The following is a 25,806-nucleotide window of genomic DNA, read 5'->3' as shown; positions in this document are numbered from 1 at the left end:
TCGGCGAACACCGGCGTCAGGCCGGTTGTGACGCCGCGGCCTTGGTTTCAGCGAACGCCCAGTCGAGCCACGGCGTCAGGGCTTCCAGGTCGGAAGCCTCGACGGTGGCGCCGCACCAGATGCGCAGGCCGGCCGGGGCGTCGCGATAGCCGCCGATGTCGAGGGCCGCGCCCTCCTTCTCGAGCAGGCTGGCCAGCTTCTTGGCGAAGTCGGCTTGCGCGTCTTCCGGCAGGGCGGCGATCGTGGGATCGACGACCTTCAGGCACACCGAGGTATTGGAGCGGATGTCCGGCGTGGCGGCCAGGAAGTCGACCCAGTCGGTCTTGGCGACCCAGTCGGCCAGCACGGTCAGGTTCTGGTCGGCGCGGGCCTGCATGCCCTGCAGGCCGCCGATCGAGGCGCCCCACTTCAGGGCGTCGAGAGCATCTTCGACGCAAAGCATGGACGGGGTGTTGATCGTCGCGCCTTCGAAGATGTCGAGGCTGACTTTGCCGCCCTTGGTCAGGCGGAACAGCTTCGGCATCGGCCAGGCCGGCGTGTAGCTTTCCAGACGGGCCACGGCGCGCGGCGACAGGATCAGGATCCCGTGGGCGCCTTCGCCGCCGAGGGCCTTCTGCCAGGAGAAGGTCACGACATCCAGTTTCGTCCAGTCCAGGTCCTGGGCGAAGGCGGCGCTGGTGGCGTCGCAGATGGTGATGCCTTCACGGTCGGCCGAGATGAAGTCGGCGTTGGGTACGCGCACGCCCGAGGTCGTGCCGTTCCAGGTGAAGACGAGGTCCTTGGCCGGATCGACCTTCGAGGTGTCGGGCAGCTCGCCGTACGGAGCGCTCAGCACTTCCACGTCGGGCAGCTTCAGTTGCTTGGTGACGTCCGTGACCCAGTCCTTGCCGAACGACTCGAAGGCCATCAGCTGCACGGGGCGAGCGCCGAGCATCGACCACAGGGCCATCTCGACGGCGCCGGTGTCCGAACCGGCGACGATGCCGATCAGGAAGTCGGCCGGCACTTCCAGCACTTCGCGCGTCTGGTCGATGGCGGCCTTCAGGCGCGCCTTGCCCAGCTTCGAGCGGTGCGAACGGCCGAGGACGGCGTTTCTGAGATTTTCGGGGGTCCAGCCAGGGCGCTTGGCGCAGGGGCCGGAAGAGAACTCGGGGCGAGCCGGGCGGATCGCCGGCTTGGCGAGGGTCGTGGTCATAGCGATGTCTCCCATCCTTACAGATGGACTGCACCCCGTTGGGGGGGTGTGGCCCGCCGGCGAAGAACCGCGTTTCGCGCCGGATTGCAAGGGGAGATTTTTGCCAGGACCGTGACGTTTCGTCCGGTCGCGGCAATTATTTTGCGGCGCGGGCGCGCTTGCGCCAGGCCATGCCCACCCCGGCCAGCACGCAGATCAGCACGCCCAGGCTCACCAGGTTGTTCACCAGGACGTAGAGGCCGTCATAGCGCCTGCCCACCACGATGTAATAGGCGTGAAGGCTGAACTGCACGCCTTGCAACAGCACCGCCACGCCCAGCCAGCGCGTGGCGTGGCGCAGCGCCAGCAGCAGCAGACCGAGCGCCAACAGGCCGTCCAGCGCCAGATACAGACCTTGGACGAACTTGCCGCCGTGGACGAGATTCACCAGGACGACGACGGTGAAGGCCGCCAGCACCATGGCCGCGCAACTGCGCTCAGCCCGCCCGCCCCAGCGCCACGCGCCAAGGCAGACTGCCGCAAGCAGCAGCCAATTGAGCCAGAATAACAGTTGCTGATACGCAAACATGGTTTGGGCCTCTAACCCAGATTAGAGGCCCAAAGATATTAAACTATTGCAATGTATTTTTGCCGAAACCTCAGACGGCTTCGCGCAGGCCGGTCAAACGGCCTTCGGCCGGCGGCTTCATGTCGCCGATCATGCGCGTGCGGATACCGACTCGCAGACGGGTCTCGTCCAGTTCGGCGTGAGCATCGACAACCGCCGTGCGCGCCGCGACCAGAGCCTGGAAGGCTTCGGCGAACTTGGCGGTGACGCCGTGCCCGACCGTGGCCGACAGACCCAGATCCTTACGAGCCTGGACCAGCTCGTTCATCATTTCAGCGACTTCCACCATCGCGGCGTCCACCGCCGCTTCGGTTGCGTACAGCTTGTTGGCCACACGTTGAGCTACGAAAACCTTTTCCACGCCCGCCTCCTTAACGAAACACTAAGAAGAATGGTAAATAGATTGTTAAAGCAAAAGCAATCGGGAAATGCGCCTTAGCGTTGTTTTGTCGCGCTACTCCCCCTGCCCTTCGTTCGCCTTGGAAGCGAACCGTTAGGAACCTTGCGGCACACTGTCGCAAGCTGAATGAATACCTGGACGTGGGATGAACGACGACCGCAACCTTAGCGGGTCAACACACGCACCGTTGCAGGCGCGCATCGCCGGCGTGGCTCTGGCCACGACCGTGCTGGCGCTGGTCGCGGCATGCCTGTGCTTCATGCTGCAGCAGTGGAGCGTGGCGCGGCAGGAAGCGCGCGCCAATCACGAGATCCTGGCCCAGATGGCCGCCGCCGGCGCCGCCGCGCCTCTGGCCGATCACAACATGGTCGGCGTCTATCGCGCCCTGGAAGCCGTCGCCAAGGCCCCCAGCGTGGCGGGCGTGCGCATCCTCGACCCCAAGGGCCGCATCGTCGCCCAGCTGGGCGCGTCCGCCCCGGCCGACACCGACACCCTGTCGCGCCCGATCAAGCTGTCCTCGCAGAATATCGGCACCCTGGTGCTGCTGGCCGAACATCCGGGCCTGGGCCAGACCCTGGCCCGCGACCTCGCCTTGACCGGCGCCCTGTTCTTCGGCGCGGCGGGCCTGGCGATTCTGCTGGCCAACAGCCTGGCGCGCCGCCTGGCCCGACCGATGGAGCGCCTGTCGGAAGCCATGCACGAGACCGCCGTCGGCGGCCGCTTCAAGGCCGTGGAGCAGACCTCCGACGACGACGTCTTCCAAAGCCTGACCGACAGCTTCAACCACCTGGTCGGCCGCCTGGAGGCCAATGACCACGACCTGCGCGGCGCCATGGCCGAACTGGTCAAGGCGCGCGACGACGCCAACGCCGCCAACGTCCTGAAATCGCACTTCCTGGCCAATATGAGCCACGAAATCCGCACGCCCCTGAACGGCGTGCTGGCCATGGCCGAGGTCATGGCCATGGACAAGCTGAGCCCCACCCAGCACGAGCGCCTGAAGGTGATCCGCGAGTCGGGCGCGGTGCTGCTCAGCGTGCTCAACGACGTGCTCGACCTCTCCAAGATCGAGGCCGGCCGCCTGGAGATCACCGACCGCCCGTTCGACATCGCCCAGCTGGCCCAGTCGATCCGCGAGACCTACGCCCAGCAGGCCCGCGACAAGGGCCTGGCCTTCGAGGTCGCCGTCGCGCCGGAAGCCCAAGGCCTGTGGCGCGGCGACGCCGACCGCCTGCGCCAGATCCTGGGCAACCTGATCGCCAACGCCCTGAAGTTCACCCTGGAGGGCGCGGTCGCCGTGCGCTTCGCCTCGGCCGAGGACGGCTCGGGCCTGCGCATCGACGTGGCCGACACCGGCATCGGCATCTCGCCCGAGATTCTGCCGCGCCTGTTCGACAAGTTCGTCCAGGCCGACAGCTCGACTACCCGCCGCTTCGGCGGTTCGGGCCTGGGCCTGGCCATCTGCCGCGAGCTGGCCGTGCTGATGGACGGCTCGATCAAGGTCCAGAGCCGCGAAGGCCGCGGCTCGACCTTCACCGTCCTGTTGTCGCTGCCGCGCGAGGAGGCGATCGTCGACGTCCACTATATCGACGACGACCACGCCCCCGCGCCCGAGGCCGAGACCCCGGCCGAAACCGCGCCGGTCGAGGCCGTCCGCCTGCGCGTGCTGGCCGCCGACGACAACCCGACCAACCAGAAGGTCGTCGCCGCCGTCCTGGCCCCGCTGAACGCCGAGGTCACCCTGGTCGCCGACGGCCAGGCCTGCGTCGAGGCCTGGCGGGCCGGGACCTTCGACATCGTGCTGATGGACATCCACATGCCCGTCCTGGACGGCGTCGAGGCCTCCCGCGCCATCCGCGCTCTGGAGGTCGAGGAAGGCCGCGTCCGCACCCCGATCATCGCCGTCACCGCCAACGCCCTGGCCCACCAGGTCGAGGACTACCTGGCCGCCGGCATGGACGGCCACGTGGCCAAGCCGATCGAAGTGACCAAGCTCTACGCGGCGATCGAAGCGGCCATGAGCGCCGCGCGCTTGGCGCAGGCGGCCTGACAGGGGCGTCGCGCGAAAGCGCGGTGTCCCGCGCGGACCTGAGCGGCGGCTTTCGCCCCGTTGCGGACATCACGGTATTCCGCAATGCTTGGCGAGTTCATTAGGCCATATCCGCCATGCGTGTGTCGCGCCCTGTCTTGATCATCGGGCTAATCATAGCCTCGCCGCTAATATTGGTGGCGGCCGCACTTCCAGTGATCGCAATCGCGATGATCTTTCTTGAGGTCTGGGTTGGATCAAGCACCAAAGTCTATTCTGTCGCGCGATCACCAGATGGTCGTCACGAGGCGCGCGTTGAGTTTAGCGATTGTGGTGCGGCTTGCTCGTTCAGTCGTGACGTTATGGTGAGACGCGTTGGCGTTCCATTTTCAGACTGCATGGCGTTTACAGTGCATGGCGAATGGCCGCTTTCTCTCAAGTGGGCGGACAACGCGCACCTTGTGATTGGCGATCCCGCTCCTAAAAGCGAGCGGCGCTCAAAAGCTGAAAGCTGTGGAGCCGTGACCATCGGGCTTCGGCCCAGCGCTTGAGGGCCACACGCCACCCTGCTCCCCCTCTGAGAAGTCCGTTTCCAGGATCAACGGCACACGGCCGACCGGAATGTCGGGAGATGAACAGAACATAACGAGCGGCTCAGAACCGCTTCAGGCTGGACATGTTTCTCTTAGCTCAACGTCGCTTCCCACTTCCCCCCACGGGGAGCGACGGGACAGTTTCAGAGAGGAACCGAACCAATGAAAAAGATCCTGATCTCGATCGCCGCGGTCTCGGCCCTGTCGGCCGCCGCCGTTCCCGCCATCGCCTCGGCCCAGTCGATCAACGACCGTCAGGCCATGCTCGACCGCCGTATCGACATGGGCGTGCGCAATGGCTCGCTGACCCGCGGTGAAGCCTATCGTCTGCGCGCCGAGCTGCGCGACACCGAGCGCCTGGAGCGCCAGTATCGTCGCGGCGGCCTGAGCGGCTGGGAACGCGCTGATCTGGATCGTCGCTTCGACCGCATCAGCGCCCAGGTCCGCTACGAGCGCCACGACCGTGACTACGGCTACGGCCACGGCCACGGCCCGCGTCGCTAGGACCTAGGGGCTGCCTTAAGCCGGCTCCACCCGGAGCCGGCTCTCCACCACCGTGAAGCCGCGGCCGCGCAACAGAACGCGCGCGCCGCGGCTTTCGCATTCCAGGTCCCCGCCTCGGCCGGGATAGGCCTGGTGGAACTTCAGCGGGCTCGCGCCCAGCTTGGCTTCGTAGAGGGGCGTCAGGATGCAGTGGGCCGAACCGGTGGTAGGGTCCTCGGGAATGCCGAAGCCCGGCGCGAAGAAGCGGCTGACCACGGCGTAGGGCTGGCCGGGATCGGCGGTGGCGACGACCACCGTCTGGCCGGGGCCGCCGGTGGCCTCGCCCTCGATCTTCTTGATGGCGGTGAGATCAGGCTTCAGGCTCCGCACCGTCGCCTCGCTGTCCATCACCGCGATGAGGTAGGCGCCGGCCCAGACCTCGACGGGCTGCGCGCCCAGGGCCTCGGCCAGGCCCTCAGGGACCTCGGTGCGACGCGGCGGATCGGCCGGGAAGTCCATCTCCAGCCCGTCGCCGGTGCGCTTGACCGTCAGCGGGCCCGACAGGGTGTCGAAGGTCAGCAGCGGGACGTCGACACCGAGCTCCTCGAACAGGGTGTGCGCCGCCGCCAGGGTGGCGTGGCCACACAGCGGGGCCTCCAGCGCCGGCGTGAACCAACGCAGGCCGTAGCGGGCCGGGTCGGCGGTCTTCAGCAGATAGGCGGTTTCAGCCTGGTTGTTCTCGGCCGCCAGGGCCTGCATCCAGTCGGCCGAGGGCCAGGCGTCAAAGGGCTCGACCACGCAGGCCGGATTGCCCTTGAACGGGCCGCTGGCGAAGGCGTCGATGGTCCACTGGCGCATAGCGATCTCCGAAGCTGGACATCGCTGTTATGCGCGGCGGAAGCCGGCCGCAAAGGCTTTATTGTCCCGATGACAATGATCCTCCCCCTCTGGGGGAGGTGGCCCAAAGGGCCGGAGGGGGCAGCGCGGCCTATGCCCAGATGGCCCCCTCAGTCGCTCCGCGACAGCTCCCCCAGCGGGGGAGCAGCCTTCTCTATCAGCCTTCGATGCTGATCTCCGGCCACCGCGCCTTGGCCGAGCCCGTGGTCCGGGCCCAGCCGCCCGCGCCCTTGACCCGCAGCGGGTTGGGCCGCAGGCGCATGGCGAAGAGGTCCTCCAGCCCGAACGGGGCCCAGACGCGCAGGCTGTCGTCGGCCTCCAGCCGCACCCCGACGCAGAAGGCCGTGGCCACGAAGCGCTTCAGGGCCGCGGCGCTGTCCTCCAGAGGCGGATAGGGCTCGTCGGCGCCGAACTTCTGCTCGAACCACAGGTGCACGCGGGCCTGATTGCGGACCTCGACTAGGTCACGCAGCGGCGGCTCGAACGCGGCGGCGACGCGCTTGATGAAGACGTCCTCGGCTTCGTAGCTGGTGTCGCTGTCGTCGTGATAGGCGACGTCATAGTCCTTGATGCCATAGGCCAGGTCGCGCCCCGTCAGGGCGTTCCACACCGGCTGATAGATCGCACCGGAGAAGATCATCCAGTCGGGCAGGTCGAGCTCGCGGACGGTCTCCAGCACCTGCCAGGTCGTAGGCGTGGCGCGGACGATCTCGCGCAGGCGGTCTTCCAGGGTCGGGTTCATTTGCGCAGCGTCCAGCCGTGGTCCAGAGGGCCGTGGCCAGCGCCGAAACCCGGCGCGCGCAGCATGGCTTCGTGGACGTAGTTCCAGGCACGGGCGACGGCTTCGTTCAGCGACAGCCCTTGGGCCAGGCCGGCGGCGCAGGCCGAAGCCAGGGTGCAGCCGGTGCCGTGGGTGTGGCGGGTGTCGATCCGCTCGCCCTCGAAGGTGGTTTCGCCGTCAGGGGTCATCAACACATCGACGACACGCTCGCCCTCGACATGGCCGCCCTTCATCAGGACGGCCTTGGCGCCCATGGCTAGCAAGGCCTCGCCAGCCCGGCGCAGGTCGTCGGTGGTCTCGACGGTCAGGCCCGTCAGGGCGGCCGCCTCGGGCGCGTTGGGGGTCAGCAGCGCCGCGCGGGGGATCATCAGGGTCTTCACCGCGCCGATGGCCGCCTCGGCCAGCAGCGGCGCGCCGCCCTTGGCGATCATCACCGGGTCCACGACCACCGGGACCTTGCCCGCGTGATCGATGGCGGCGGCCACGGTCTCGACGACGCCGACGTCGCCCAACATGCCGGTCTTGATCGCGTCGGCGCCGATATCGTCCAGCACCGCGCGGGCCTGAGCCGCGATCACGTCCAGCGGGATCGGATGGACGCCCGTGACGCCCAGCGTGTTCTGCACCGTCACGGCGGTGATGGCGGTGGCCGCGTAGCCGCCCAGGGCGGTGATGGTCTTGATGTCGGCCTGGATCCCCGCGCCGCCGCCGGAATCCGACCCGGCGATGACGAGGACGCGGCCCCTGAAAGCGTTGGGATGAGCGTCTGACATCCCCGCTGTTTAGGCGGGATTCGGGAGGTCCGCTACGCCGCCTGCAGCGCGTGCTGCCAGGCCCCCGCCAGGGCGCTCGGCCGGATCGGCTTCTGCACCACGACACCGTCGTCCTGCCCGGCCAGAGCCTTGGCGTGGCCGGTGACATAGACGACCGGGATCGGCCCCAGGTGGGCCATGATCATCTTCACGGCCTCGACCCCGGTGCCGTCGACGATCCGGTAATCGGCGGTAATCAGATCCGGTTTGCGCTTCAGGGCGCAGTCCAGCGCCTCCAGCGGGCTGTCGGCGATGGCGATGCTGGTGAACCCCTGCTCCTTGAGCAGCGCTTCGATTTCCAGCGCGATCAGGATCTCGTCTTCGATAATCAAGGCATGTCGCGGGCGCATCTTGCGGGTGCTTTCGATAGGCCGTCCCCAGATATTTAAGCGCGGTGATTCCCCAACCCGCAAGCGAGACCGGGCGTCGCAATCAACCCAGACTCGCGCGCGGACGCACCTAACCCCTATGCGGTAAGGGGTTCCCTGGTCGGACTTCAAATAGCTTTGATCGCTGCCTGCACATCCAGGGCTTGCACGGTCTCGCGCACGTCGTGGACCCGCACCGCCGCCACGCCCGCCGCCGCGCCGTGGAGATGCGCCGCCAGCGAACCGCCCAGGCGGTCGATGGCCTCGCCGGCCGACGGATCGATCCCGGCGATGAAGCGCTTGCGGCTGGCCCCCAGCAGGATCGGATAGCCTAGGGCCACAAAGCGCGGCAGGGCCTTCAGCAGAGCCAGGTTGTGCTCGACCGTCTTGCCAAAGCCGATGCCGGGATCCAGCCAGATCTTCTCCTTGGCCACCCCGGCGGCCATGGCCGTGAAGGCCCGGGCCAGCAGGAAGGCCTCGACCTCGGCGACCACGTCGCCGTAGCGCGGGTCGTCCTGCATGGTCCCCGGCTGCCCCAGCATGTGCATCAGCACGACCTCGCAGCCCAGTTCGGCGGCGACCTCGGGAGCGTCGTGCGAGAAGCGGAGGGCGGCCACGTCGTTCCAGATCGTCGCCCCGGCCTTGATCGCCGCGCGGGCGACGCCGGGCTTCATGGTGTCGATCGAGATCGGGATGTCGCTGGCCGCGCGGATCGCCTCGATGATCGGGACCACGCGCAGGATCTCGTCGAACTCCGAGACCGGCGCCGCGCCCGGGCGGGTGCTCTCGCCGCCGATGTCGAGGATGTCGGCGCCCTGGGCGATCAGCCGCCGCGCGTGCTCGATGCCGGCGGTGGCGCCGAGGTACTTGCCGCCGTCGGAGAAGCTGTCGGGCGTGACATTGACGATCCCCATGATGCGGGGACGAAGCGTAGAAGCCATGGCGAGGTTCTACGCCTCGCGCAGCATCCGGTCGACCCGGGCGGCCAGGTCGCTGACGGCGAAGGGCTTGGTCAGCACCTCCATGCCGTGCTCGATATGGCCGTGGTTCAGCACCGCGTTCTCGGCATAGCCGGTGATGAAGAGGACCTTCAGCTCGGGCCGCAGGGCGCGGGCTCCGTCGGCGACCTGGCGGCCGTTCAAGCCGCCTGGCAGGCCGACATCGGTGATCAGCAGATCGATCTTGGCGTTGGTCTGCAGGATGCGCAGGCCCGTCGCGCCGTCGCCGGCCTCCAGGCAGGCATAGCCCAGCTCGGCCAACGCATCGACGACCAGCATCCGCACGGTCGGCTCGTCATCGACCACCAGCACGGTCTGGCCGGCCGGCGCCGCCGGCGCGCCCACCACGGGTTCGGGGGCGACCTCGCCCTCCTCCGCGCCCAAGTGGCGCGGCAGGTAGAGGCAGACCATCGTCCCGGCGCCCACCTCGGAATAGATCCGCACGTGGCCGTTCGACTGGCGGGCGAAGCCGTAGACCATCGACAGGCCAAGACCCGTGCCCTGGCCGATCGGCTTGGTGGTGAAGAACGGGTCGAACACCCGCTCCAGCGTCGCCTTGTCGATGCCCGTGCCAGTGTCGCTGACGCAGACCGAGACGTACTGACCCGGCTCCAGCCCGTGCTCGCGGGCGGTGCGCGTGTCCAGCCAGCGGTTGCCGGTCTCCAGCGTGATCTTGCCGCCCTCCGGCATGGCGTCGCGGGCGTTGATGCACAGGTTCAGCAGGGCGTTTTCCAGCTGATTGGCGTCGACCAGACTGGACCACAGGCCCGAGGCGGCGATCATCTCGACCTCGACGCCCGGCCCGACCGTGCGCCGCACCAGCTCGACGAAGTCGGCCAGCAGGCGGTTCATCACCACCGGCTTGGGCGCCAGGGTCTGGCGACGCGAGAAGGCCAGCAAGCGATGGGTCAGGGCCGCCGCCCGCCGCGCCGCGCCCTGGCCAGCCGCCAGATAGCGCTCGACGTCGGACGTCCGGCCTTGAGCCAGTCTCGCGCCGATCATTTCGAACGAGCCCGAAATGCCGGCCAGCAGGTTGTTGAAGTCGTGGGCCAGGCCGCCGGTCAGCTGGCCGACCGCCTCCATCTTCTGGGCCTGGCGCAGGGCCTCCTCGGTGTTGCGCAGGCGCTCCTGCTCGGCCATGCGCTGGGTGACGTCATAGACGAACTGGTAAGCGCCGATCCGCACCCCGTCGCTGTCCAGCAGCGGATGGAAGCGCATCTCGTAGTGGCGGCGCTCGCGGCCCTCGTCGCCGAACTCGCCGACCTCGATGAAGCTGTCGCCGGTCAAGGCCCGATGCCAGATGGCGTGGACCGACTCCCGTCCCTCGGGATTGTCGGCCAGCAGGTCCAGCATGTTGTCGCCGACCTTGGGCCGCACGCCGAAGATGCGCTCGAACTCGTCGGCCGAGGCGGCGTTGATGGCCAGCCAGTTGAAGTGCATGTCCGAGACCTGGACGAAGACGCTGGCGCCCTCGACCACCTCGGCCAGCTGCCGGCGCTCGGCCAGGGCCTGGGCGACGCGGGCCTCCAGGGTCTCGTTCAGCCGGCGCAGCTCGGCCTCGGCCCGCTTGCGCTCGGTGACGTCCTGGAACAGCACCGCCACCTGCTTCAGCTCGGGCGGCTCGATGCGGAACGACGACAGCGACAGGTGGCGGCCGGTGGCGACCAGCTCCTGCTCGAAGCGGATCGGCACGCCGGTGCGCAGCACCGCGCCGTAGCGCTCGACCCAGGCGTCGGCCTCGGCCGGGACCATCTCGCGCAGCTTCTGGCCGACCACATTGGGGATGCCCGCGTGCCGCTCGTAGGCCGAGTTGGCCATGACGTGGACGTAGTCGCTGAGCGGTCCCTCGGGCCCGTCGAAGAACTCGATGACGCAGAAGCCCTCGTCCATGCTCTCGAACAGCAGGCGATAGCGTTGCTGGTCGGCGTCGTGCTCCTGCTCGCGGCGGACGCGGGCGGTGATGTCGTTGCAGACGCACAGCACGCCCTCGACCGCGCCGGTCTCGCCGCGCACGGGCGACAGCATCAGGTTGCACCAGGCCGGCTCGCCGTTCGGGCGGATAAAGGCGACGTTCTCGCGCACCTCGCTCTCGCCGGCCCTGGCCTTGGCCAGCATGGCGACGCCCGCGGCGACCGGGAACACGTCGGCGAACCGGCGGCCCAAGGCGGCCGGCCCCGCCGCGCCCAGGAAGGCGCCGCCGGCGGCGTTGTAGAGGATGGTCTCCTGCTCGCCCCAGATCAGCACCGACGGGATCGGCGTGTTCAGCATCAGCGAGGCGGCCATGCGCAGGCCGGGCGGCCAGGCGTCCAGCGGACCGAAGGCGGTCGCCGACCAGTCGCGCTGCGCCACCGCCACGGCCATCTCGCCGCCTCCGGTCAGGAAGGCGGGGATCGTGGATAGATGGGTGGGCGAGCCTTGCGGCTCGTCGGTCGCGCTCATGATGGTCCGATAGCAGATTGCCCCGCGCCACGCATGCATGGCCAGGCTTCAACGATCAGACGTCGCGTCGGGTTGCCGACCTCAAGAAAAAAGCCGGCCCGTTTCGGGGCCGGCTTCGATCGTCTTCGGTCTGGTCCGCCCTAGGCGGTGACGCTGGCGCCCGCGCCCGGGGACAGCGGCACCAGGGACGGCGCGGCGACTGTTTCCTTGTTGCTTTCGTCCTCGTCACGCTTGGGGGCCTCGCCCTTCATGACGCCGATGATCTCGTCGCCGCTCAGGGTCTCGAACTCCAGCAGGGCCTTGGCGACCACGTGCAGGTTGTCCAGCTCGTCGGTCAGGATCTTGCGGGCGTCGTCCTCGCCGGCCTTGACCAGGCGGCGGACTTCCTTGTCGATCTTGATCATCGTCTCGGGCGAGACGTTCTGGGTGCGGGCGACCGAGTGGCCCAGGAACACCTCGTCCTGGTTGTCGCCATAGGCCACCGTGCCCAGCTCGTCCGAGAAGCCCCAGCGGGTGACCATGTTGCGGGCCAGGCCGGTGGCGGCGCTGATGTCGCTGGACGCGCCCGAGGTGATCTTCTCCTTGCCGAAAATCAGCTCCTCGGCGACACGGCCGGCCATCATGATGGCCAGACGCGAGGTCATCATGTCGTAGCTCATCGAATAGCGGTCGCCTTCCGGCAGCTGCATGACCATGCCCAGGGCCCGGCCGCGCGGCACGATCGTGGCCTTGTGGACCGGATCGGCGACGGGGACGCGCAGGGCCACCAGGGCGTGGCCGCCCTCGTGATAGGCGGTCAGCTTCTTCTCGGCGTCGCTCATGGCCATCGAGCGACGCTCGGCGCCCATCATGACCTTGTCCTTGGCCGCTTCGAAGTCGTGCATGGTGACCATGCGGCGGTTCTTGCGGGCGGCCAGCAGGGCGCCTTCATTGACCAGGTTGGCCAGGTCAGCGCCCGAGAAGCCCGGGGTGCCGCGCGCCAGCGTCTTGACGTCGACGTCGGCGGCCAGCGGCACGTTCTTCATGTGGACGCGGATGATCTTCTCGCGACCGGCGACGTCCGGGTTCGGCACCACGACCTGACGGTCGAAGCGGCCCGGACGCAGCAGCGCGGGGTCCAGGACGTCCGGACGGTTGGTGGCGGCGATCAGGATGATGCCTTCGTTGGCCTCGAAGCCGTCCATCTCCACCAGCAGCTGGTTGAGGGTCTGTTCGCGCTCGTCGTTGCCGCCGCCCAGGCCGGCGCCGCGGTGGCGACCGACGGCGTCGATTTCGTCGATGAAGATGATGCAGGGGGCGTTCTTCTTGGCCTGCTCGAACATGTCGCGCACGCGGCTGGCGCCGACGCCGACGAACATCTCGACGAAGTCCGAACCGGAGATCGTGAAGAAGGGCACGCCCGCCTCACCCGCGACGGCGCGGGCGATCAGGGTCTTACCCGTACCGGGAGGACCGACCAGCAGCGCGCCCTTGGGAATCTTGCCGCCCAGGCGCTGGAACTTGGCCGGGTCCTTCAGGAAGTCGACGACCTCCTGCAGTTCTTCCTTGGCCTCGTCGACGCCCGCGACGTCCTCGAAGGTAATGCGGTTCTTGTTCTCGGTCAGCAGCCGGGCCTTGGACTTGCCGAAGCCCATGGCGCCTTTGGCCCCGCCCTGCATCTGGCGCATGAAGAACAGCCAGACGCCCACGACCAGCAGGATCGGCAGCAGCTGGACCACGATGGCCAGGAAGCTGATCGAACCGCTCTTGAACTTCACGTCGGCGTTCTTGGCCACCATGCGGTTGACCAGCTCGTCGGAGTTCAGCGGCGCGTTGACCGTCAGGGTCTTCTTGTCGGCGGTCGTGGCGACGACCGTCTGGCCCGAGATCTCGGCGGACTTGATCCTGCCCGCATCGACGTCCTTGAGCAGCTGCGAATAGCTGACTTCGCCGCCATTCTTCGTGCGCGCGTTCTGACTGACGACGAACACGCCCGCCAGCACCGCGACGATCACCAGCCAGATGGCCAGGTTCCGGAAATTCATACGCCTTGTCTTCCTAGCGAGTGGGGGCTGCCCAACGAATAGGGTTCTTGACCTCCCAAGATAGGAGGTCCCGAGCGGTTGCGCCACGTGCGTGACATCAGGTCACGGATTCTTGGTCGATCAAGCCGATCGCGGCCTTGAACCGATCCAGAACGAGCGGACGCGCACATGCGTTTCCTGCAACTGCAAGGTCCGGGCCGTCAAGCGCGGGTGAATACGGGACAGCGCCGTCGCGGCGGATCAGCGGCAGGCTGGGACGCGCGGCGGCGGGGATGGCGGCGAGGTCGCGCGAGAGGCTGGCGGCCTTGCCCTTCAAGGCTTCGACGGTCAACGACAAGGCGCCGGCGGTGATCTCCCAGCGGCCGTCCCAGACGCCGGTTTCGCCGGGCGCGAGGTCCAGCGGCGCCAGGCCGCCCCGCGCGGTCTCGCCGGCGTCGCGGCAGATCAGGACGTCCTCGCCGGCCTCGACCCGCGCGCCGGACAGGGTGGCGGTGAAGGTCTCGCCCGAGCGCAGGCGCTCGACGAGCCGGGTCAGGCGCTCGCCGCGCGGCGGTCGCTCGGTCCCGGCGGCGCAGAGCAATGCAGCGGCGAGGTGGGCCGCGGCGGCGGCGCGCGGAAGACGGATCGTCCCGGCGCGATCGACCTCGAAGGCTGGCGGCGAGCGCGGGGTGGTCTCGATGGGCGCGACCTCGTCCGCGCCGGAGGCCCGAGCGCGCGCCCGGGCGTAGCGGAGGTCTTCATTGGCCGGATCGTCCAACCAGGTCTCGCCCTCGGCAGCCAGGGCCTGGCGGATGTCATCGCGACCCAAGCCCAGCAGCGGCCGCAGCAGGAACACGCCCCGCCCCTCCGGCCAGACCGGCGACGGGGCCCACTCGCGCGGATCGGAGACGGTCGAGCCCTCGGCCCGCATGGCCGCGCCCTCGGCGAGATCGCTGGCGGTGTGGCCCAGCAGCAGGACCCTGGCCCCGGCCTCGCGGGCGGCGTTGGCCAGCAACGCGTGACGCGCCCGGCGGGCGGCGGCGGGAAGGCCGGTGGCGGGCTTGTCGCCGGTCCAGGCCAGCGCCCGAGCCTCCGCGCCCAGCGCTTGCGCCTTGGCGACCGCATCGGCGGTCCAGCGCGCGCTGTCGGACTGCAGCTGGTGGTCGACAGCCAGGGCCAGCACGGGCCGTCCCAGCTTCAGAGCCGCCTTCAACAGGAACAAAGAATCGCCGCCGCCGGAGAACCCGACGGCCAGCGGCGCGGCGGAGGCGCGATCGAGCCGCCGATCGAGGGCGGCTCGAACCGTCTCTAGGCGCACTTGGCCGCGACGCGGGTCGAGGCCGCGCGCGAGGTGACCTGGGCCGGGGCCTTCGGATAGCGCTTGGAGAGCTCGTCCAGGGTGCGGCAGGCCTCGGTGGTCTTCTTCAGGGCCACCATCGAGCGGGCCAGTTTCAGCGTGGCGTCGGGCGCCCAGCTGGTCTGCGGCCAGCCACGGATCGCGCCGATATAGGCGCCGGCGGCTTCGGTATAGGCCTCGCGCACGAACAGGGTCTCGCCCTGCCAGTAGCGGGCTTCCGGCGTCTTGGGGCTGTCCGGATAGTTGTTCACGTAAGCGGCGAAGGCCTGCTCGGCGTTGGCGTAGTCGCCGGCCAGCAGCAGGTCCTTGGCCTGCTTGAAGGCCACGGCCGGATCGGCCGGCGGCGCGGGCGGCGGCGGGGTCCCGCCGGCCAGCGGCGGCGCGGCCACCTGCGCGGCGGCGGCGGCCTGCATGTCGGCGATCGACTTCTCCAGCCCGGCCAGGCGCTGTTCCAGCTGATCGGCGCGCGCCTTCTGGTCGGCGGCGGCGCGGTTGGCCTTGGTCAGCTCGAAATTGGCGGCCTCGTTCTGGCCGTTCAGGCGGGTCAGGGTCTGTTCCAGGTCGCCGACACGCTCGTTCAGCGCGGCGATCTGGGCGTCGGTCTCGGCCGGCTGCACGACCACGGGCTTGCCGGTGTCGCGGCCCTGGAAGACGATCGCGCGCAGCTCGCGGACCACCTTCTCCATGCGCTCGACGCGCTTGGCCGAGCGGTCGTCCAGCGGATCGGCCGGCGGCAGCGGGGTCTGGGCGACAGCGACCGCGGCGGTCGAGGCGAACAGGACGGCGAGCAGAGCGGATTTCAGCTTCATGACCCTGATTTACCGGTAGGGACTGGACAAAACTAGGGCGGCTACTCGTTCGAGCAGCCGCCCTAGGACTTGCAGCTTAGCGGGCGCCGTCCGTGATGGCCGTGTGGCCGTTACGGTTCTTGGCCCACGATTCTTCGCTCGAACCGCCGTCGATCGGGCGTTCCTTGCCGAACGAGATGGTCTCGATGCGGGCCGCGGCGACGCCTTGGCCGATCAGGAAATCGCGGATGGCGTTGGCGCGACGAGCGCCCAGAGCCAGGTTGTATTCGCGGGTGCCGCGTTCGTCGGCATTGCCTTCGATGCGGATGCGGACCTGCGTGTAGCGGTTCAGCCACTGGGCCTGACCGGCCAGGACCGGCTGGGCGTCGGCGCGAACCGAATATTCGTCGGTGTCGAAATAGACGCGGTCGCCGACATTGACGACGAAGTCCTGGACCGAGCCCGGCAGCACGCCGCTGGCGACCGGCGGGGCCGGCGGCGGGGTGTAGGGCTGGCTCGGCGCGGCCGGCGTCGGCTCGGGAGCCGGGGCGACGGGCTGGGGCTTCGGACGCGAAGCGCAGGCGGCGAGCGAAGCGGCGGCCACGCCGACAAGCGCCAGTCTAATGGCGCGCTGGGTGTCGAAGCTCATCCAGTTTCTCCTCAGTCTACGAATTCTGGACCTGATCCATACCTGCGCAACGCTTGGAATGGACCCATGAAATGCCTCACGAAGTCTCACAATGATGTCAGACGTCCGTCAGACGATGCGAATTCACTTCCGGCGCGAATAACACGCGCAAGCAACCTTAGCCTTGAACGCCTATGCTTAGGCTCAGGTTGCGACGCTTGTGTGCCAATCAGTCCAGCAGCGGCGACCAGGCGGGGTCGGAGCCCGAACCGCCATAGGCCGCTGGGCGCAGAATCCGGCCGGTGATGTCCACCGTCCAGAGCTTGGGATTGCCGGCCGAGCTCTCGCGGAAGAACATCAGCACCCGGCCGTTGGGGGCCCAGGTCGGGCCCTCGTCCAGATAGCTGGTGGTCAGCAGGCGCTCGTCGCCGCCGTCCGGGCGCATGACGCCGATGTGGAACTCGCCGCCCGTCTGCTTGGTGAAGGCGATGAAGTCGCCGCGCGGGCTCCAGACCGGGGTGGTGTAGCGGCCGCCGCCATACGAGATGCGGCGCACGCCCGAACCGTCGGTGTTCATCACATAGAGCTGGGCCTGGCCGCCACGGTCGGAATTGAAGGCGATCTTGGTGCCGTCCGGCGAGAACGACGGCGAGGTGTCGATGGCCGGGTCGGTGGTGATGCGGGTGGTGGCGCGGCTGCGCAGGTCCATCAGGTAGATGTCGCTGTTGCCGTTCTTCTCGACCGAGAACGCCACCTTGCTGCCGTCCGGCGAGAAGCGCGGGGCGAACACCATGCCCGGGAACTTGCCAACCGTTTCCTGGCGGCTGGTCTCCAGGTTCAGCAGGTAGATCGACGACCCCGTCGGCCGCAGGGCCATGTAGGTCAGTTCCTGGCTGGTCGACGAGAAGCGCGGCGTCATCACGATGTACGAGCCGTCGGTCAGGTACTGCGGGTTGGCGCCGTCCTGGTCCATGATCGCCAGGCGCTTGACGCGGGCCAGCTTGGGACCGCTCTCGGCGACGAAGGCCACGCGGGTGTCGAAATAGCCCTTTTCACCGGTCAGGCGCTCATAGACGGCGTCGCTGATCTTGTGGGCCACGCGGCGCCAGTTGTCCGGCGTCGAGGAAAACTGCAGGCCCAGCAGCTGCTGCTGGCTGAACACGTCCCACAGGCGGAAGTCGACGCGCAGGCCGCCGTCGGGACCGACCGTGACCTGGCCGTTGATCAGCGCCTGGGCGCCGGTCGCCTGCCAGTCGGGAAAGCGCGGCTGGACATTGACGTCCTGCAGCTTGTCCGGAACCGCCGAGACGTTCAGCGGCTGGAACAGGCCCGAGCGCTCGAGATTGCCGGTGATGACCTGGGCGATCTCGGCCCCGCGCGTCGTGCCCGAGAAGGCCGGAACGGCGATCGGCAGCGGCTTGACCGCGCCGGAGTTGATGTCGACCTCGATCTGCGCGGCGGCCGGGGTCACGAACGCGACGCCGCCCATCAGGACAGCAGCAATCAGCACCAGGGCTTTCAAGCGCATCGGGGTCTCCTTGTGTTTCCTTCCCAGCATCAACGCGAACAGGCCTGTTTTGCGTTGAAGTTGAGGGCGATTTTCTGACCGTACAGGTCTTGCGGCAGGTAAGCGAACGGCGAGGCGGCGAACAGCGCGCGCACGGCGCGGTCCGAGGCCGCCTTGACGACGGGGTCGGGCGAGGAGGTGCCCGGCGACTCCGGCTGGCCGACGACGCGGCCGCCGGGGCCGATCACGAACACCACCCGCACGGTGACATTGGCGCCGCCCTCGACCTCGCAATTGGGGTTCCAGCGGTCCTGGACCTCGCCTTGCAGCCGTCCCAGCGCGGCGGCGGACAGGCCGGTGGCCGCGCCCATGGCCGGACGGGCCGAGACCGAGGTCTCCGCGCGGGCCGGCCCCTTGGGCGCATTGGCGGTCGGCTTGCCCGTCGCCTTCTTGGACTTGGCGATCGAGGCTTCCAGCGAGGCGAAGAAGTCGGTGTCCGGCTTCTTCTGCGTCGGCGTCGGCTTGGCGGGCGTGGGCGTGACGGCCGGCTTGGGGACCGGCGTCGGCTTGGGCGGCGGCGCCGGAGCGGGCGTCGGGGTCGGCGCGGGCGTCGGGGCCGGCGGCTGCGGGGTGGCCTCCGGGACCGGATCCGGCGCCTGGGCCGTTTGCTCCTCGGGCGCTTCCTCGGCCGGACGCACATTGGTCGGGCCATTGGTGACGATGGTCACGGGCACCGACTCGCCGATGGTGATCGGCTTCTGCGACTTCCACGGCAGACCGAACGCGATCAGCGCCGCCACGGCTCCGTGCAGCGCGATCGAGGCCAGCAGGCCCGGAGAGATCTGGGGTTCGCGGCGAGCGCTCATGCCGATTCTACTGAGCCGGCCGCAGGTCGCCCGAGCCCTCCGGCTGAGCGTCCTTCGGGGCGGCGCCCGTGGAGGGACCGCCCGTCTCGGTGATCAGGTTGATCTTGTTGAAGCCCGCGTTCGACAGGCCCGCCATCACTTGGGCGACGACCGCATAGGTCGCTCCGCCGTCGGCGCGGACGAAGATCGGCTTGCTGTAGCCGCTGCCGGCGATGGCGGAGACGCCCGGCGCCAGGTTCTCGAACGGTATCTGCTTCTCGCCGACGAAGATCTGGCCGTCCTTGCGGATCGACACGGTGATCGGCTCGTCCTGGTTCTGCAGGGCGGCGGCCTCGGTCTTGGGCAGCTCCAGCGGCACGCCGGCGGTCAGCAGCGGGGCGCTGATCATGAAGATGATCAGCAGCACCAGCATCACGTCGACCAGCGGGGTGACGTTGATCTCGGACAGGGCGCCCTTGCCGCGGCGACCCCGACGGCGGCGACCTCGGCCGCCGCCCGTGGCGAAGGCGTCGTTGGAGGACATGGCCATGGGCTCAGACCCGGTCCGACAGGCGACGCTGGATCGCGGTCGACAGGTCGTCGGCGAAGCCTTCCAGGCGGCCGGCGTACTTGCCCGCGTCGGTCGAGAACTTGTTGTAGGCGATATAGGCCGGGATGGCGGCGATCAGGCCGACGGCCGTGGCGAACAGCGCCTCGGCGATCGACGGGGCCACGACGGCCAGCGAGGTGTTCTTCGAGATCGCGATGTTCTGGAAGGCGTGCATGATGCCCCAGACCGTGCCGAACAGGCCGATGAACGGGCTGGCGGTGGCGACGATGGCCAGGCTGCCCAGGCCTTCCTCGACCTTGGTGCTCTCGCGGGCGATCTGGGCGTCCAGGATGCGGTCGATGCGGGCGATCAGGAAGCCGGCCTGATTCTCGCTCATCGCGCCCTTGGCCTTGGCGTCGCGCCATTCCTTCAGCGCCGCCTGCAGCATGCGCGGCAGGGCGTGGCGCGGATTGGCGCCGGCCTCGCCCGCGACATCCTCCAGCGAACGGCCGCCCGACACCTGCTCCTCGAAGCGGTCGGCGGCGCGATTCAGGTTCGCGAAGCGGAACAGCTTGTCCAGGATCACGGCCCACGAGCCCAGAGACGCCAGGATCAGACCGATCATGACGGCCTTCACGACCCAGTCGGCCTGCATGAAGAGAGCGAAGAACGAGAAATTCGGGGCGGCTGCCGAGGCGTCCATGCGGGTTTGGCTCCGTTGGGGCGTCTAAAACACTTACAGTGCGCCGTATGGCATGAAGCGACGCTTGGGTGAAACTATGACAATCGTCGAGCGATCCCGAAAAACGATGTTTGTTTATTCGCTCTCGCTCGCCAACCACGGCGCCAGCCGCGCCAGCATCTCCGTGGTCGGACGACGGGGACGCCCGTCCAGGGTGATGCAGACCGCCTCGCCCTTGGCCTCGATCAGCACGTCGTCGCCGCGTGTGACCCGCTGGGTCACATAGAGCCGCGCGCCCTTCACCCGGTCATAGGTGGTGCGCACCACCAGCGCGTCGTCGATCCGCGCCGAGCGCTTGAAGTCCAGCGTCATGTGGATGATCGCGAACGCCGTGTCGGCCTTGGCCAGCTCGGTGTGCGAGATGCCAACCATCCGGAAGAAGTCGCTGCGCCCCCGCTCCAGATAGCGCAGGTAGTTGGCGTGATAGACGATCCCCGAGAAGTCGGTGTCCTCGTAGTAGATGCGCACGGGCAGCTGATGCTCGCGGCCGGAGAACACGCCGGCAGTGGGTTCGGGCGGGGTCGTCATGAGGACTGCTTAGCCGTTGGCGTCGCGAACGTCAGCCCCACGGATAGCAGCCACCCCAGCACCGGCGCCGCGCCCGCCCCGATGACCGGCGCGGGATAGTTGGCGATCAGGTTCGCGAGGACGAAGCCGGCCCAGGCGGCGGCCAGGGCCAGGGTGGCGGGGGTGCGGCGGCGCCAGAGCATGGCCACGGGCACGGTGATCAGGGCGACAGCGGCGAGCGGGCCGAGGGTCGGGGAGGCCTCGAAGGCGCGGCGGATGACCAGCTCGACGTGGTCTACGGCGGGGAGCGGGTCGGGACGGCTGAGGGCCCAAGCGACGCCGAGCGCGCCGATGGCGGCAAGGACGCCGGCGATCCGGCGCTTGGACCTGTCCACCAGCGCCACGGCGCCCAGCGCCAGGGTCAGGGCCAGGACGGCCGCCGCGTCGGGCTGGGCGGCCAGGACGAGAAAGATCGCGCCAAGCGGAATGGCGGTCGCCGTCTCCAGCCGCTGGGCGGCGAGCCAGGCCGCCAGCGGGACCAGCAGCGAGGCCGCGTGCAGCTGGATTGGTCCAAGAGCCACCCAGCGACGAACGCCTCCCATCGAGACGCCGGCTACCAGGACATACATCTCGGCGATCAGGATGAGCACCAGCAGGACGGCGGCGGCGATGCGACCCGGCGGCCGGACCAGCCAGGCGATGGTCATGGCCAGCAACGCGCCGACCAGGCCGGCCGCGCCTTGCAGGATCATCGCCGAGTCCGAACCGCCCGCCGCGCGGATGGCCAGGATCGAGACCGCCAGCGTTCCAACGACCTGCAAGGCGACGGCGACGGACGCGCGGCTCATGAAGTCCTTCCTGCGTAAGGCCCCAAGCTTAGATCGAGACAATCCGTCGCAGGCAACCTTTTCACTGGAGGTGCTTTAAACTCGATGACGTCCAATCCGTACAAACGGAAGGTCCAAGAAAGGTCCAAGGATGTCGCGGGAGGCAAACACAATGCGCAATGACGCCCTGCAGGCGGTCATGATGGCGGTGCTCATCACCATGGTGATGCTGCCGGTCATCCCACTGGCCAAGCTCAAGCTGGTGCTCACCGCCGCGGCGACCCCGAAGGTCGCCAGCGTCTAGTCGCCAAGCGCCCTAGTCCTCGAACAGTCCGCCCTGCGCCGGTTTCGCCGGCGCGGCGGGCTCGTTCAGGCCCAGGTGCAGATAGGCCTTGCCGCAGGCCACCCGTCCGCGTGGGGTGCGCTGGATGAAGCCCTGCTGCATCAGATAGGGCTCGATGACGTCCTCGACGGCGTCGCGGGCCTCGGCGATGGCGTAGGCGATGGTCTCCACGCCCGCCGGACCGCCCCCATAGTGCTCGATCAGGGCGCGCAGATAGCGGCGGTCGAGGCTGTCCAACCCCACTTCGTCCACTTCAAGCCGAGCCAAGGCCAGACCCGCGGCCTTGCGGTCGATGACGGTCGCGCCGTCGGCGGTGGCGAAGTCGCGGACCCGGCGCAGCAGGCGACCGGCGACCCGCGGCGTGCCCCGGGCGCGCTTGGCGATCTCGTCGGCCCCGTCTTCCGACAGCGGCGCGCCCATCTTGCGGGACGCGCCCAGCAGCACGTGGCGCAGCTCGGCGGGCGTGTAGAATTCCAGCCGGATCGGGATGCCGAAGCGGTCGCGCAGCGGCGTCGCCAGCATCCCCGCCCGCGTGGTCGCCGCCACCAGGGTGAAGGGCGCCAGATCGATGCGGATCGAGCGCGCCGAGGGGCCCTCACCGATCACGAGATCCAGCACATGGTCCTCCATGGCCGGATAGAGGATTTCCTCGACATTGGACGACAAGCGATGGATTTCGTCGATGAACAGGACGTCGTTCGGCTCGAGATTGGTCAGGATCGCGGCCAGGTCGCCGGGCTTGTTCAGCACCGGGCCCGAGGTGGCGCGGAAATTGACGCCCAGCTCGCGGGCGATGATCTGGGCCAGGGTGGTCTTGCCCAGGCCCGGCGGGCCGAACAGCAGGACGTGGTCGAGCGACTCGGCCCGGCCCTTGGCGGCCTCGATGAAGATACGGAGGTTGCCCTTGGCCTGCTCCTGACCGACGAACTCGGCCAGGGTCTGGGGCCGTAGGGCGCGGTCCACGGGCGCGAGATCGCCGTGCTGGGGCTCGCCGGAGATGACGCGGGTCATCGGCCCAGCTCCTGGAGGCCGGCCTTGATCAACGCCTGAACGGTGGCCTCGTCGCCGAGCTTGGCGGCGGCGGCTTCGACGACGCGGCGGGCGTTCACCTCGGCGACACCCAGACCCATCAGAGCGGCGACGGCGTCGCCGGTCGGCGCGGGCTTGGCGGGCGCGGACGCCGAGGACGAAGTCGGGGCGGTCATCAGCACCGGCCCGTCGGTGATCGGCTTGTCCTTCAGCTCGGTGACGATACGCAAAGCCAGCTTCGGCCCGACGCCACTGGCGCGGCCGACGGCGGCCTTGTCCTCGCGGGCGACGGCGCTGGCCAGCTCGGCCGGCGACAGCACGTCCAGCACCGCCATGGCGGCCTTGGGTCCGACGCCCTGGATCGCCTGCAGCAGCACGAAGGCCTTGCGATCCTCGCGGGTGGCGAAGCCGTAGAGGCGCAGGCCGGCGCTTTCGCTCCACTGGCTCTCGATGTGCAGCAGGGTCTCTTCGCCCAGGGCCGGCAGGCGCTGCAGCGTGCGGTGACCGCAGCGGACGACATAGCCGACGCCCATGACGTCGATCAGAGCCTCTTCCTCGCCGACCTCGGCGACGGCCCCTCGGAGGCGTCCGATCATGCGACTCTCCGGGCCGTGCGGGCGTGGGCGTGAGCGATGGCCACCGCCAAAGCGTCGGCGGCGTCGGCCGTCGGCGAGCCGGCGGTCGGCAGCAGGCGCGCGATCATGAAGGCGACCTGGTTCTTGTCGGCCCCGCCGGTCCCGACCACCGCCTTCTTGACCATGGCGTTGGAATATTCGGCCACCAGCAGCCCGGCGCGGGCCGGGGCGATCATCGCCGCCGCGCGGGCGTGGCCCAGCTTCAGGGTCGATTGGGCGTTGGTGTTGACGAAGGTCTCCTCGACCGCCGCCTCGTCGGGCCGGTGCTGCTCGATCACCGCGCAGATGCCTTCGAACAGGTGCAGCAGGCGATCGGAAAAGGCGGCTTTCTCGTCCGGCGCGATGACGCCATGGGCGATGTGCGTCACCCGCGAGCCGAGCACGCTGACGACGCCCCAGCCGGTGCGGCGGAGGCCAGGATCGAGTCCGAGGATGCGAATGGCGTTCATCATGTGTTCTCGCAACATCGTCTGATCCGCGCCCGAGGAAAAGCCCCAGTATTGCTAACGAGCGGTAAACGGCGCCCCTTGCGCGCGTCGGTCAGGCAAGCTCTCCTCCCGCCCAAGCTTTATTGGGGAGAGTACGGATGAAACGGTCGGTTTGGATGATGACGGCGGCGCTTCTGGCCGCGCCGGTTCTGGCGCACGCACAGACCGCCGAACCGCCCAAGACCGTCCGTCCCGACCAGCTGGCCTTTCGCGACCTCTATAAGGAGCTGGTCGAGATCAACACCACCCTGTCGGTCGGTTCCTGCACCGCCGCCGCCGAGGCCATGGGCGCGCGGCTGAAGGCGGCGGGGTACCCCGAGGCCGACGTGAAGGTCGTGGTCGCCGACGGCCACCCCAAGGAGGGCAGCCTGGTGGCCATCCTCAAGGGGACCGACGCCAAGTCCAAGCCCATGCTCCTGCTCGCCCACATCGACGTGGTCGAGGCCAACCGCGCCGACTGGACCCGCGACCCGTTCAAGCTGGTCGAGGAGAACGGCTACTTCTTCGGGCGCGGCACCTCGGACGACAAGGCCCAGGCGGCCATCTGGGTCGACAGCCTGGTCCGCCTCAAGCAGGCCGGCTTCAAGCCCAAGCGCGACATCAAGATGGCCCTGACCTGCGGCGAGGAGAGCGAGGCCTATAACGGCATCGAGGACCTGGTGAAGAACCACCGCCCCCTGGTCGATGCCGAGTTCGCCCTGAACGAAGGCGCCGACGGCCTGCTGGACGAGCACGACAAGCCGGTGGTGCTGGAGGTCCAGGGCGGCGAGAAGGTCTATCAGGATTTCACCCTGACCGTGACCAATCCGGGCGGCCACTCCAGCCGTCCCGTGCCGGCCAACGCCATCTACCAGCTGTCGGCGGGTCTCTCGCGGATCGGCGCCTACGGCTTCCCGCCGCGCTTCAACGACGCCACGCGCGGCTACTTCACCAAGATGCAGGCCCGGGTGCCGGCCGAGCAGGCAACGGCGATGAAAGCTCTGGTCGCCAACATCAACGACGAGGCGGCGCTGAAGGTCGTCACCGCCGACCCGATGTGGAACTCGATGCTGCGCACCACCTGCGTGGCGACCATGGTCAATGCCGGCCACGCGCCGAACGCCCTGCCGCAACGCGCCACGGCCAACGTCAACTGCCGCATCCTGCCCGGCACGCCCGTCGAAGAGGTCCGCGCCAAGCTGGCCGAACTGGCCGGCGCGCCCACGACCGTCGTGCTGGCTCACGAGGCCAACCCGGTCTCGCCGCCCCCGCCCCTGACGCCGGCCATCATGGGGCCGATCGAGAAGGAAGCCGCCAAGCTGTGGCCGGGCGTTCCCATCGTGCCGATCCTGCTGACCGGCGCCACCGACGGCGTCCACACCAACGCCGGCGGCATCCCGACCTACGGCGTCTCGGGCCTGTTCGGCGGGTCGGACGGCGACGGCATCCACGGCCTGAACGAGCGCATCCGGGTCAAGTCGCTCTATGACGGCCGCGACTTCCTCTACGCTCTGGTCAAGGACTATGCGGGCGGCAAATGAGCCGGACCGCTCAGTGCTCCTGTGGCCAGCTGAGCATCCGCGTGGAGGGTGAACCGGCGGGTGTGGGCGTCTGCCACTGCCTGGCCTGCCAGCGCCGGACCGGCAGCGTCTTCGCGACGCTGGCCGGCTTCCGGGGTCCTTATGAGGTCACCGGCCAGGCGACCGAATATGTCCGCGAGGGCGATCAGGGCGCGCGGTTCCGGTTCCGCTTCTGTCCGGTGTGCGGCACGACCCTGTTCCACACCGAGGAAGGCGTCGAGGGCCGGGTCTCCGTGGCGGTCGGGGCATTCGGCGACCCCGACTTCCCGCCGCCGACGGTGTCGGTCTACGCGGTCCGCCGGCACGGCTGGGTGCGGCTGCCGGACGGCGTCGAAACTTTCGAGCGCGATCCCGACTGACGCCTCTGGACGTCGCCGGATGCCTCCCTATCTCCCG

The 25,806-nt window shown here is 68.8% G+C and carries 26 protein-coding genes and 1 pseudogene; 5 read left to right on the top strand and 22 right to left on the bottom strand.

Annotated elements, in window-relative coordinates:
• Positions 1-16 precede the first annotated feature (16 nt).
• The 3 genes from AC07YH_RS15940 to AC07YH_RS15930 form a co-directional block, all read right to left on the bottom strand.
• On the bottom strand, positions 17-1,195 hold the full coding sequence (locus AC07YH_RS15940) for a phosphoserine transaminase (RefSeq protein WP_494747949.1): 1,179 nt from the start codon (positions 1,193-1,195) through the stop codon (positions 17-19).
• 136 nt (positions 1,196-1,331) lie between these two features.
• Complete coding sequence (locus tag AC07YH_RS15935) at positions 1,332-1,655, bottom strand: hypothetical protein (protein ID WP_494747948.1); 324 nt, start codon at positions 1,653-1,655, stop codon at positions 1,332-1,334.
• Between the two features lie 178 nt (positions 1,656-1,833).
• Positions 1,834-2,163, bottom strand: coding sequence for a hypothetical protein (locus tag AC07YH_RS15930; RefSeq protein ID WP_494747947.1), 330 nt, complete (start codon positions 2,161-2,163; stop codon positions 1,834-1,836).
• An 80-nt stretch (positions 2,164-2,243) separates the two neighbouring features.
• Between AC07YH_RS15930 and AC07YH_RS15925 the strand changes: the two are divergent.
• Both AC07YH_RS15925 and AC07YH_RS15920 read left to right on the top strand, forming a co-directional pair.
• Positions 2,244-4,252: pseudogene (locus AC07YH_RS15925) on the top strand (ATP-binding protein).
• A 734-nt stretch (positions 4,253-4,986) separates the two neighbouring features.
• Entirely contained in the window at positions 4,987-5,328 is a 342-nt protein-coding gene (locus AC07YH_RS15920) for a hypothetical protein (RefSeq protein WP_494747946.1), read from the top strand.
• Positions 5,329-5,343: 15 nt separating this feature from the next.
• Here the strand turns inward: AC07YH_RS15920 and AC07YH_RS15915 are convergent, their stop codons facing one another.
• From AC07YH_RS15915 to AC07YH_RS15840, 16 genes are all read right to left on the bottom strand, one after another.
• Positions 5,344-6,165, bottom strand: coding sequence for a PhzF family phenazine biosynthesis protein (locus tag AC07YH_RS15915; protein ID WP_494747945.1), 822 nt, complete (start codon positions 6,163-6,165; stop codon positions 5,344-5,346).
• A 196-nt stretch (positions 6,166-6,361) separates the two neighbouring features.
• Positions 6,362-6,946: a nucleotidyltransferase family protein gene (locus AC07YH_RS15910; RefSeq protein WP_494747944.1), complete on the bottom strand. Its 585-nt coding sequence runs from the start codon at positions 6,944-6,946 to the stop codon at positions 6,362-6,364.
• Complete coding sequence (thiD, locus tag AC07YH_RS15905; RefSeq protein ID WP_494747943.1) at positions 6,943-7,758, bottom strand: bifunctional hydroxymethylpyrimidine kinase/phosphomethylpyrimidine kinase; 816 nt, start codon at positions 7,756-7,758, stop codon at positions 6,943-6,945. Before thiD ends, AC07YH_RS15910 begins: the two co-directional genes overlap by 4 nt.
• Positions 7,759-7,790: 32 nt before the next feature.
• Positions 7,791-8,147, bottom strand: coding sequence for a response regulator (locus AC07YH_RS15900; RefSeq protein WP_494747942.1), 357 nt, complete (start codon positions 8,145-8,147; stop codon positions 7,791-7,793).
• Positions 8,148-8,293: 146 nt separating this feature from the next.
• Entirely contained in the window at positions 8,294-9,106 is an 813-nt protein-coding gene (folP, locus tag AC07YH_RS15895) for a dihydropteroate synthase (protein ID WP_494747941.1), read from the bottom strand.
• Positions 9,107-9,115: 9 nt separating this feature from the next.
• Positions 9,116-11,602, bottom strand: a complete 2,487-nt coding sequence (locus AC07YH_RS15890) for a PAS domain-containing protein (protein WP_494747940.1) — start codon at positions 11,600-11,602, stop codon at positions 9,116-9,118.
• Between the two features lie 140 nt (positions 11,603-11,742).
• Positions 11,743-13,626, bottom strand: coding sequence for an ATP-dependent zinc metalloprotease FtsH (ftsH, locus tag AC07YH_RS15885; RefSeq protein ID WP_494747939.1), 1,884 nt, complete (start codon positions 13,624-13,626; stop codon positions 11,743-11,745).
• Positions 13,627-13,723: 97 nt separating this feature from the next.
• Positions 13,724-14,923: a tRNA lysidine(34) synthetase TilS gene (tilS, locus tag AC07YH_RS15880; protein WP_494747938.1), complete on the bottom strand. Its 1,200-nt coding sequence runs from the start codon at positions 14,921-14,923 to the stop codon at positions 13,724-13,726.
• Complete coding sequence (ybgF, locus tag AC07YH_RS15875; protein ID WP_494747937.1) at positions 14,914-15,771, bottom strand: tol-pal system protein YbgF; 858 nt, start codon at positions 15,769-15,771, stop codon at positions 14,914-14,916. Before ybgF ends, tilS begins: the two co-directional genes overlap by 10 nt.
• 76 nt (positions 15,772-15,847) lie before the next feature.
• Positions 15,848-16,414: a peptidoglycan-associated lipoprotein Pal gene (gene pal / locus AC07YH_RS15870; RefSeq protein WP_494747999.1), complete on the bottom strand. Its 567-nt coding sequence runs from the start codon at positions 16,412-16,414 to the stop codon at positions 15,848-15,850.
• Between the two features lie 193 nt (positions 16,415-16,607).
• Positions 16,608-17,906 carry a Tol-Pal system beta propeller repeat protein TolB gene (tolB, locus tag AC07YH_RS15865; protein ID WP_494747936.1) on the bottom strand — a complete coding sequence of 433 codons (1,299 nt, stop codon included), beginning with the start codon at positions 17,904-17,906 and terminating at the stop codon, positions 16,608-16,610.
• 29 nt (positions 17,907-17,935) lie between these two features.
• Entirely contained in the window at positions 17,936-18,751 is an 816-nt protein-coding gene (gene tolA / locus AC07YH_RS15860) for a cell envelope integrity protein TolA (RefSeq protein WP_494747935.1), read from the bottom strand.
• A 7-nt stretch (positions 18,752-18,758) separates the two neighbouring features.
• Positions 18,759-19,280 carry an ExbD/TolR family protein gene (locus tag AC07YH_RS15855; protein ID WP_494747934.1) on the bottom strand — a complete coding sequence of 174 codons (522 nt, stop codon included), beginning with the start codon at positions 19,278-19,280 and terminating at the stop codon, positions 18,759-18,761.
• A 4-nt stretch (positions 19,281-19,284) separates the two neighbouring features.
• Complete coding sequence (gene tolQ / locus AC07YH_RS15850; protein WP_494618527.1) at positions 19,285-19,983, bottom strand: protein TolQ; 699 nt, start codon at positions 19,981-19,983, stop codon at positions 19,285-19,287.
• 114 nt (positions 19,984-20,097) lie between these two features.
• The gene (gene ybgC, locus AC07YH_RS15845; protein ID WP_494747933.1) at positions 20,098-20,550 is read right to left on the bottom strand and encodes a tol-pal system-associated acyl-CoA thioesterase; all 453 of its coding nucleotides are present in this window, start codon (positions 20,548-20,550) and stop codon (positions 20,098-20,100) included.
• Positions 20,547-21,377 carry an FtsW/RodA/SpoVE family cell cycle protein gene (locus AC07YH_RS15840; RefSeq protein WP_494747932.1) on the bottom strand — a complete coding sequence of 277 codons (831 nt, stop codon included), beginning with the start codon at positions 21,375-21,377 and terminating at the stop codon, positions 20,547-20,549. Before AC07YH_RS15840 ends, ybgC begins: the two co-directional genes overlap by 4 nt.
• A 151-nt stretch (positions 21,378-21,528) precedes the next feature.
• Between AC07YH_RS15840 and AC07YH_RS15835 the strand changes: the two genes are divergently transcribed.
• On the top strand, positions 21,529-21,660 hold the full coding sequence (locus AC07YH_RS15835; protein ID WP_494747931.1) for a hypothetical protein: 132 nt from the start codon (positions 21,529-21,531) through the stop codon (positions 21,658-21,660).
• A 12-nt stretch (positions 21,661-21,672) separates the two neighbouring features.
• Here the strand turns inward: AC07YH_RS15835 and ruvB are convergent, their stop codons facing one another.
• The 3 genes from ruvB to ruvC are packed head-to-tail and all read right to left on the bottom strand — an operon-like array spanning position 21,673 to position 23,827.
• Positions 21,673-22,710 carry a Holliday junction branch migration DNA helicase RuvB gene (ruvB, locus tag AC07YH_RS15830; RefSeq protein ID WP_494747930.1) on the bottom strand — a complete coding sequence of 346 codons (1,038 nt, stop codon included), beginning with the start codon at positions 22,708-22,710 and terminating at the stop codon, positions 21,673-21,675.
• Positions 22,707-23,324 (bottom strand): Holliday junction branch migration protein RuvA, encoded by a 618-nt coding sequence (gene ruvA / locus AC07YH_RS15825; protein ID WP_494747929.1) that lies wholly within the window; start codon positions 23,322-23,324, stop codon positions 22,707-22,709. Before ruvA ends, ruvB begins: the two co-directional genes overlap by 4 nt.
• Positions 23,321-23,827, bottom strand: coding sequence for a crossover junction endodeoxyribonuclease RuvC (gene ruvC, locus AC07YH_RS15820; protein ID WP_494747998.1), 507 nt, complete (start codon positions 23,825-23,827; stop codon positions 23,321-23,323). Before ruvC ends, ruvA begins: the two co-directional genes overlap by 4 nt.
• Before the next feature lie 122 nt (positions 23,828-23,949).
• Between ruvC and AC07YH_RS15815 the strand changes: the two genes are divergently transcribed.
• Together AC07YH_RS15815 and AC07YH_RS15810 are read left to right on the top strand one after the other, a co-directional pair.
• Positions 23,950-25,371: a M20/M25/M40 family metallo-hydrolase gene (locus AC07YH_RS15815; protein WP_494747928.1), complete on the top strand. Its 1,422-nt coding sequence runs from the start codon at positions 23,950-23,952 to the stop codon at positions 25,369-25,371.
• On the top strand, positions 25,368-25,769 hold the full coding sequence (locus AC07YH_RS15810; protein ID WP_494747927.1) for a GFA family protein: 402 nt from the start codon (positions 25,368-25,370) through the stop codon (positions 25,767-25,769). Before AC07YH_RS15815 ends, AC07YH_RS15810 begins: the two co-directional genes overlap by 4 nt.
• Positions 25,770-25,806 lie beyond the last annotated feature (37 nt).

The sequence above is a fragment of the Caulobacter sp. GW456-12-1-14-TSB4 genome (assembly GCF_059424195.1).
Note: the sequence above shows the minus strand (reverse complement) of the source record. Positions and strands in the feature narration are given on the sequence as shown.

Bases quoted from the DNA above. Each gene is read 5' to 3' on its own strand.
- tolA (WP_494747935.1), bottom strand. From the start codon at position 18,751: ATGAGCGCTCGCCGCGAACCCCAGATCTCTCCGGGCCTGCTGGCCTCG.
- AC07YH_RS15910 (WP_494747944.1), bottom strand. From the start codon at position 6,946: ATGAACCCGACCCTGGAAGACCGCCTGCGCGAGATCGTCCGCGCCACG.
- AC07YH_RS15815 (WP_494747928.1), top strand. From the start codon at position 23,950: ATGAAACGGTCGGTTTGGATGATGACGGCGGCGCTTCTGGCCGCGCCG.
- ruvA (WP_494747929.1), bottom strand. From the start codon at position 23,324: ATGATCGGACGCCTCCGAGGGGCCGTCGCCGAGGTCGGCGAGGAAGAG.
- tolQ (WP_494618527.1), bottom strand. From the start codon at position 19,983: ATGGACGCCTCGGCAGCCGCCCCGAATTTCTCGTTCTTCGCTCTCTTC.
- AC07YH_RS15855 (WP_494747934.1), bottom strand. From the start codon at position 19,280: ATGGCCATGTCCTCCAACGACGCCTTCGCCACGGGCGGCGGCCGAGGT.
- AC07YH_RS15835 (WP_494747931.1), top strand. From the start codon at position 21,529: ATGCGCAATGACGCCCTGCAGGCGGTCATGATGGCGGTGCTCATCACC.
- AC07YH_RS15900 (WP_494747942.1), bottom strand. From the start codon at position 8,147: ATGCGCCCGCGACATGCCTTGATTATCGAAGACGAGATCCTGATCGCG.
- AC07YH_RS15890 (WP_494747940.1), bottom strand. From the start codon at position 11,602: ATGAGCGCGACCGACGAGCCGCAAGGCTCGCCCACCCATCTATCCACG.
- AC07YH_RS15810 (WP_494747927.1), top strand. From the start codon at position 25,368: ATGAGCCGGACCGCTCAGTGCTCCTGTGGCCAGCTGAGCATCCGCGTG.
- folP (WP_494747941.1), bottom strand. From the start codon at position 9,106: ATGGCTTCTACGCTTCGTCCCCGCATCATGGGGATCGTCAATGTCACG.
- AC07YH_RS15920 (WP_494747946.1), top strand. From the start codon at position 4,987: ATGAAAAAGATCCTGATCTCGATCGCCGCGGTCTCGGCCCTGTCGGCC.
- AC07YH_RS15935 (WP_494747948.1), bottom strand. From the start codon at position 1,655: ATGGTGCTGGCGGCCTTCACCGTCGTCGTCCTGGTGAATCTCGTCCAC.
- ftsH (WP_494747939.1), bottom strand. From the start codon at position 13,626: ATGAATTTCCGGAACCTGGCCATCTGGCTGGTGATCGTCGCGGTGCTG.
- tolB (WP_494747936.1), bottom strand. From the start codon at position 17,906: ATGCGCTTGAAAGCCCTGGTGCTGATTGCTGCTGTCCTGATGGGCGGC.
- ruvB (WP_494747930.1), bottom strand. From the start codon at position 22,710: ATGACCCGCGTCATCTCCGGCGAGCCCCAGCACGGCGATCTCGCGCCC.
- AC07YH_RS15940 (WP_494747949.1), bottom strand. From the start codon at position 1,195: ATGACCACGACCCTCGCCAAGCCGGCGATCCGCCCGGCTCGCCCCGAG.
- thiD (WP_494747943.1), bottom strand. From the start codon at position 7,758: ATGTCAGACGCTCATCCCAACGCTTTCAGGGGCCGCGTCCTCGTCATC.
- AC07YH_RS15915 (WP_494747945.1), bottom strand. From the start codon at position 6,165: ATGCGCCAGTGGACCATCGACGCCTTCGCCAGCGGCCCGTTCAAGGGC.
- AC07YH_RS15840 (WP_494747932.1), bottom strand. From the start codon at position 21,377: ATGAGCCGCGCGTCCGTCGCCGTCGCCTTGCAGGTCGTTGGAACGCTG.
- ybgC (WP_494747933.1), bottom strand. From the start codon at position 20,550: ATGACGACCCCGCCCGAACCCACTGCCGGCGTGTTCTCCGGCCGCGAG.
- ybgF (WP_494747937.1), bottom strand. From the start codon at position 15,771: ATGAAGCTGAAATCCGCTCTGCTCGCCGTCCTGTTCGCCTCGACCGCC.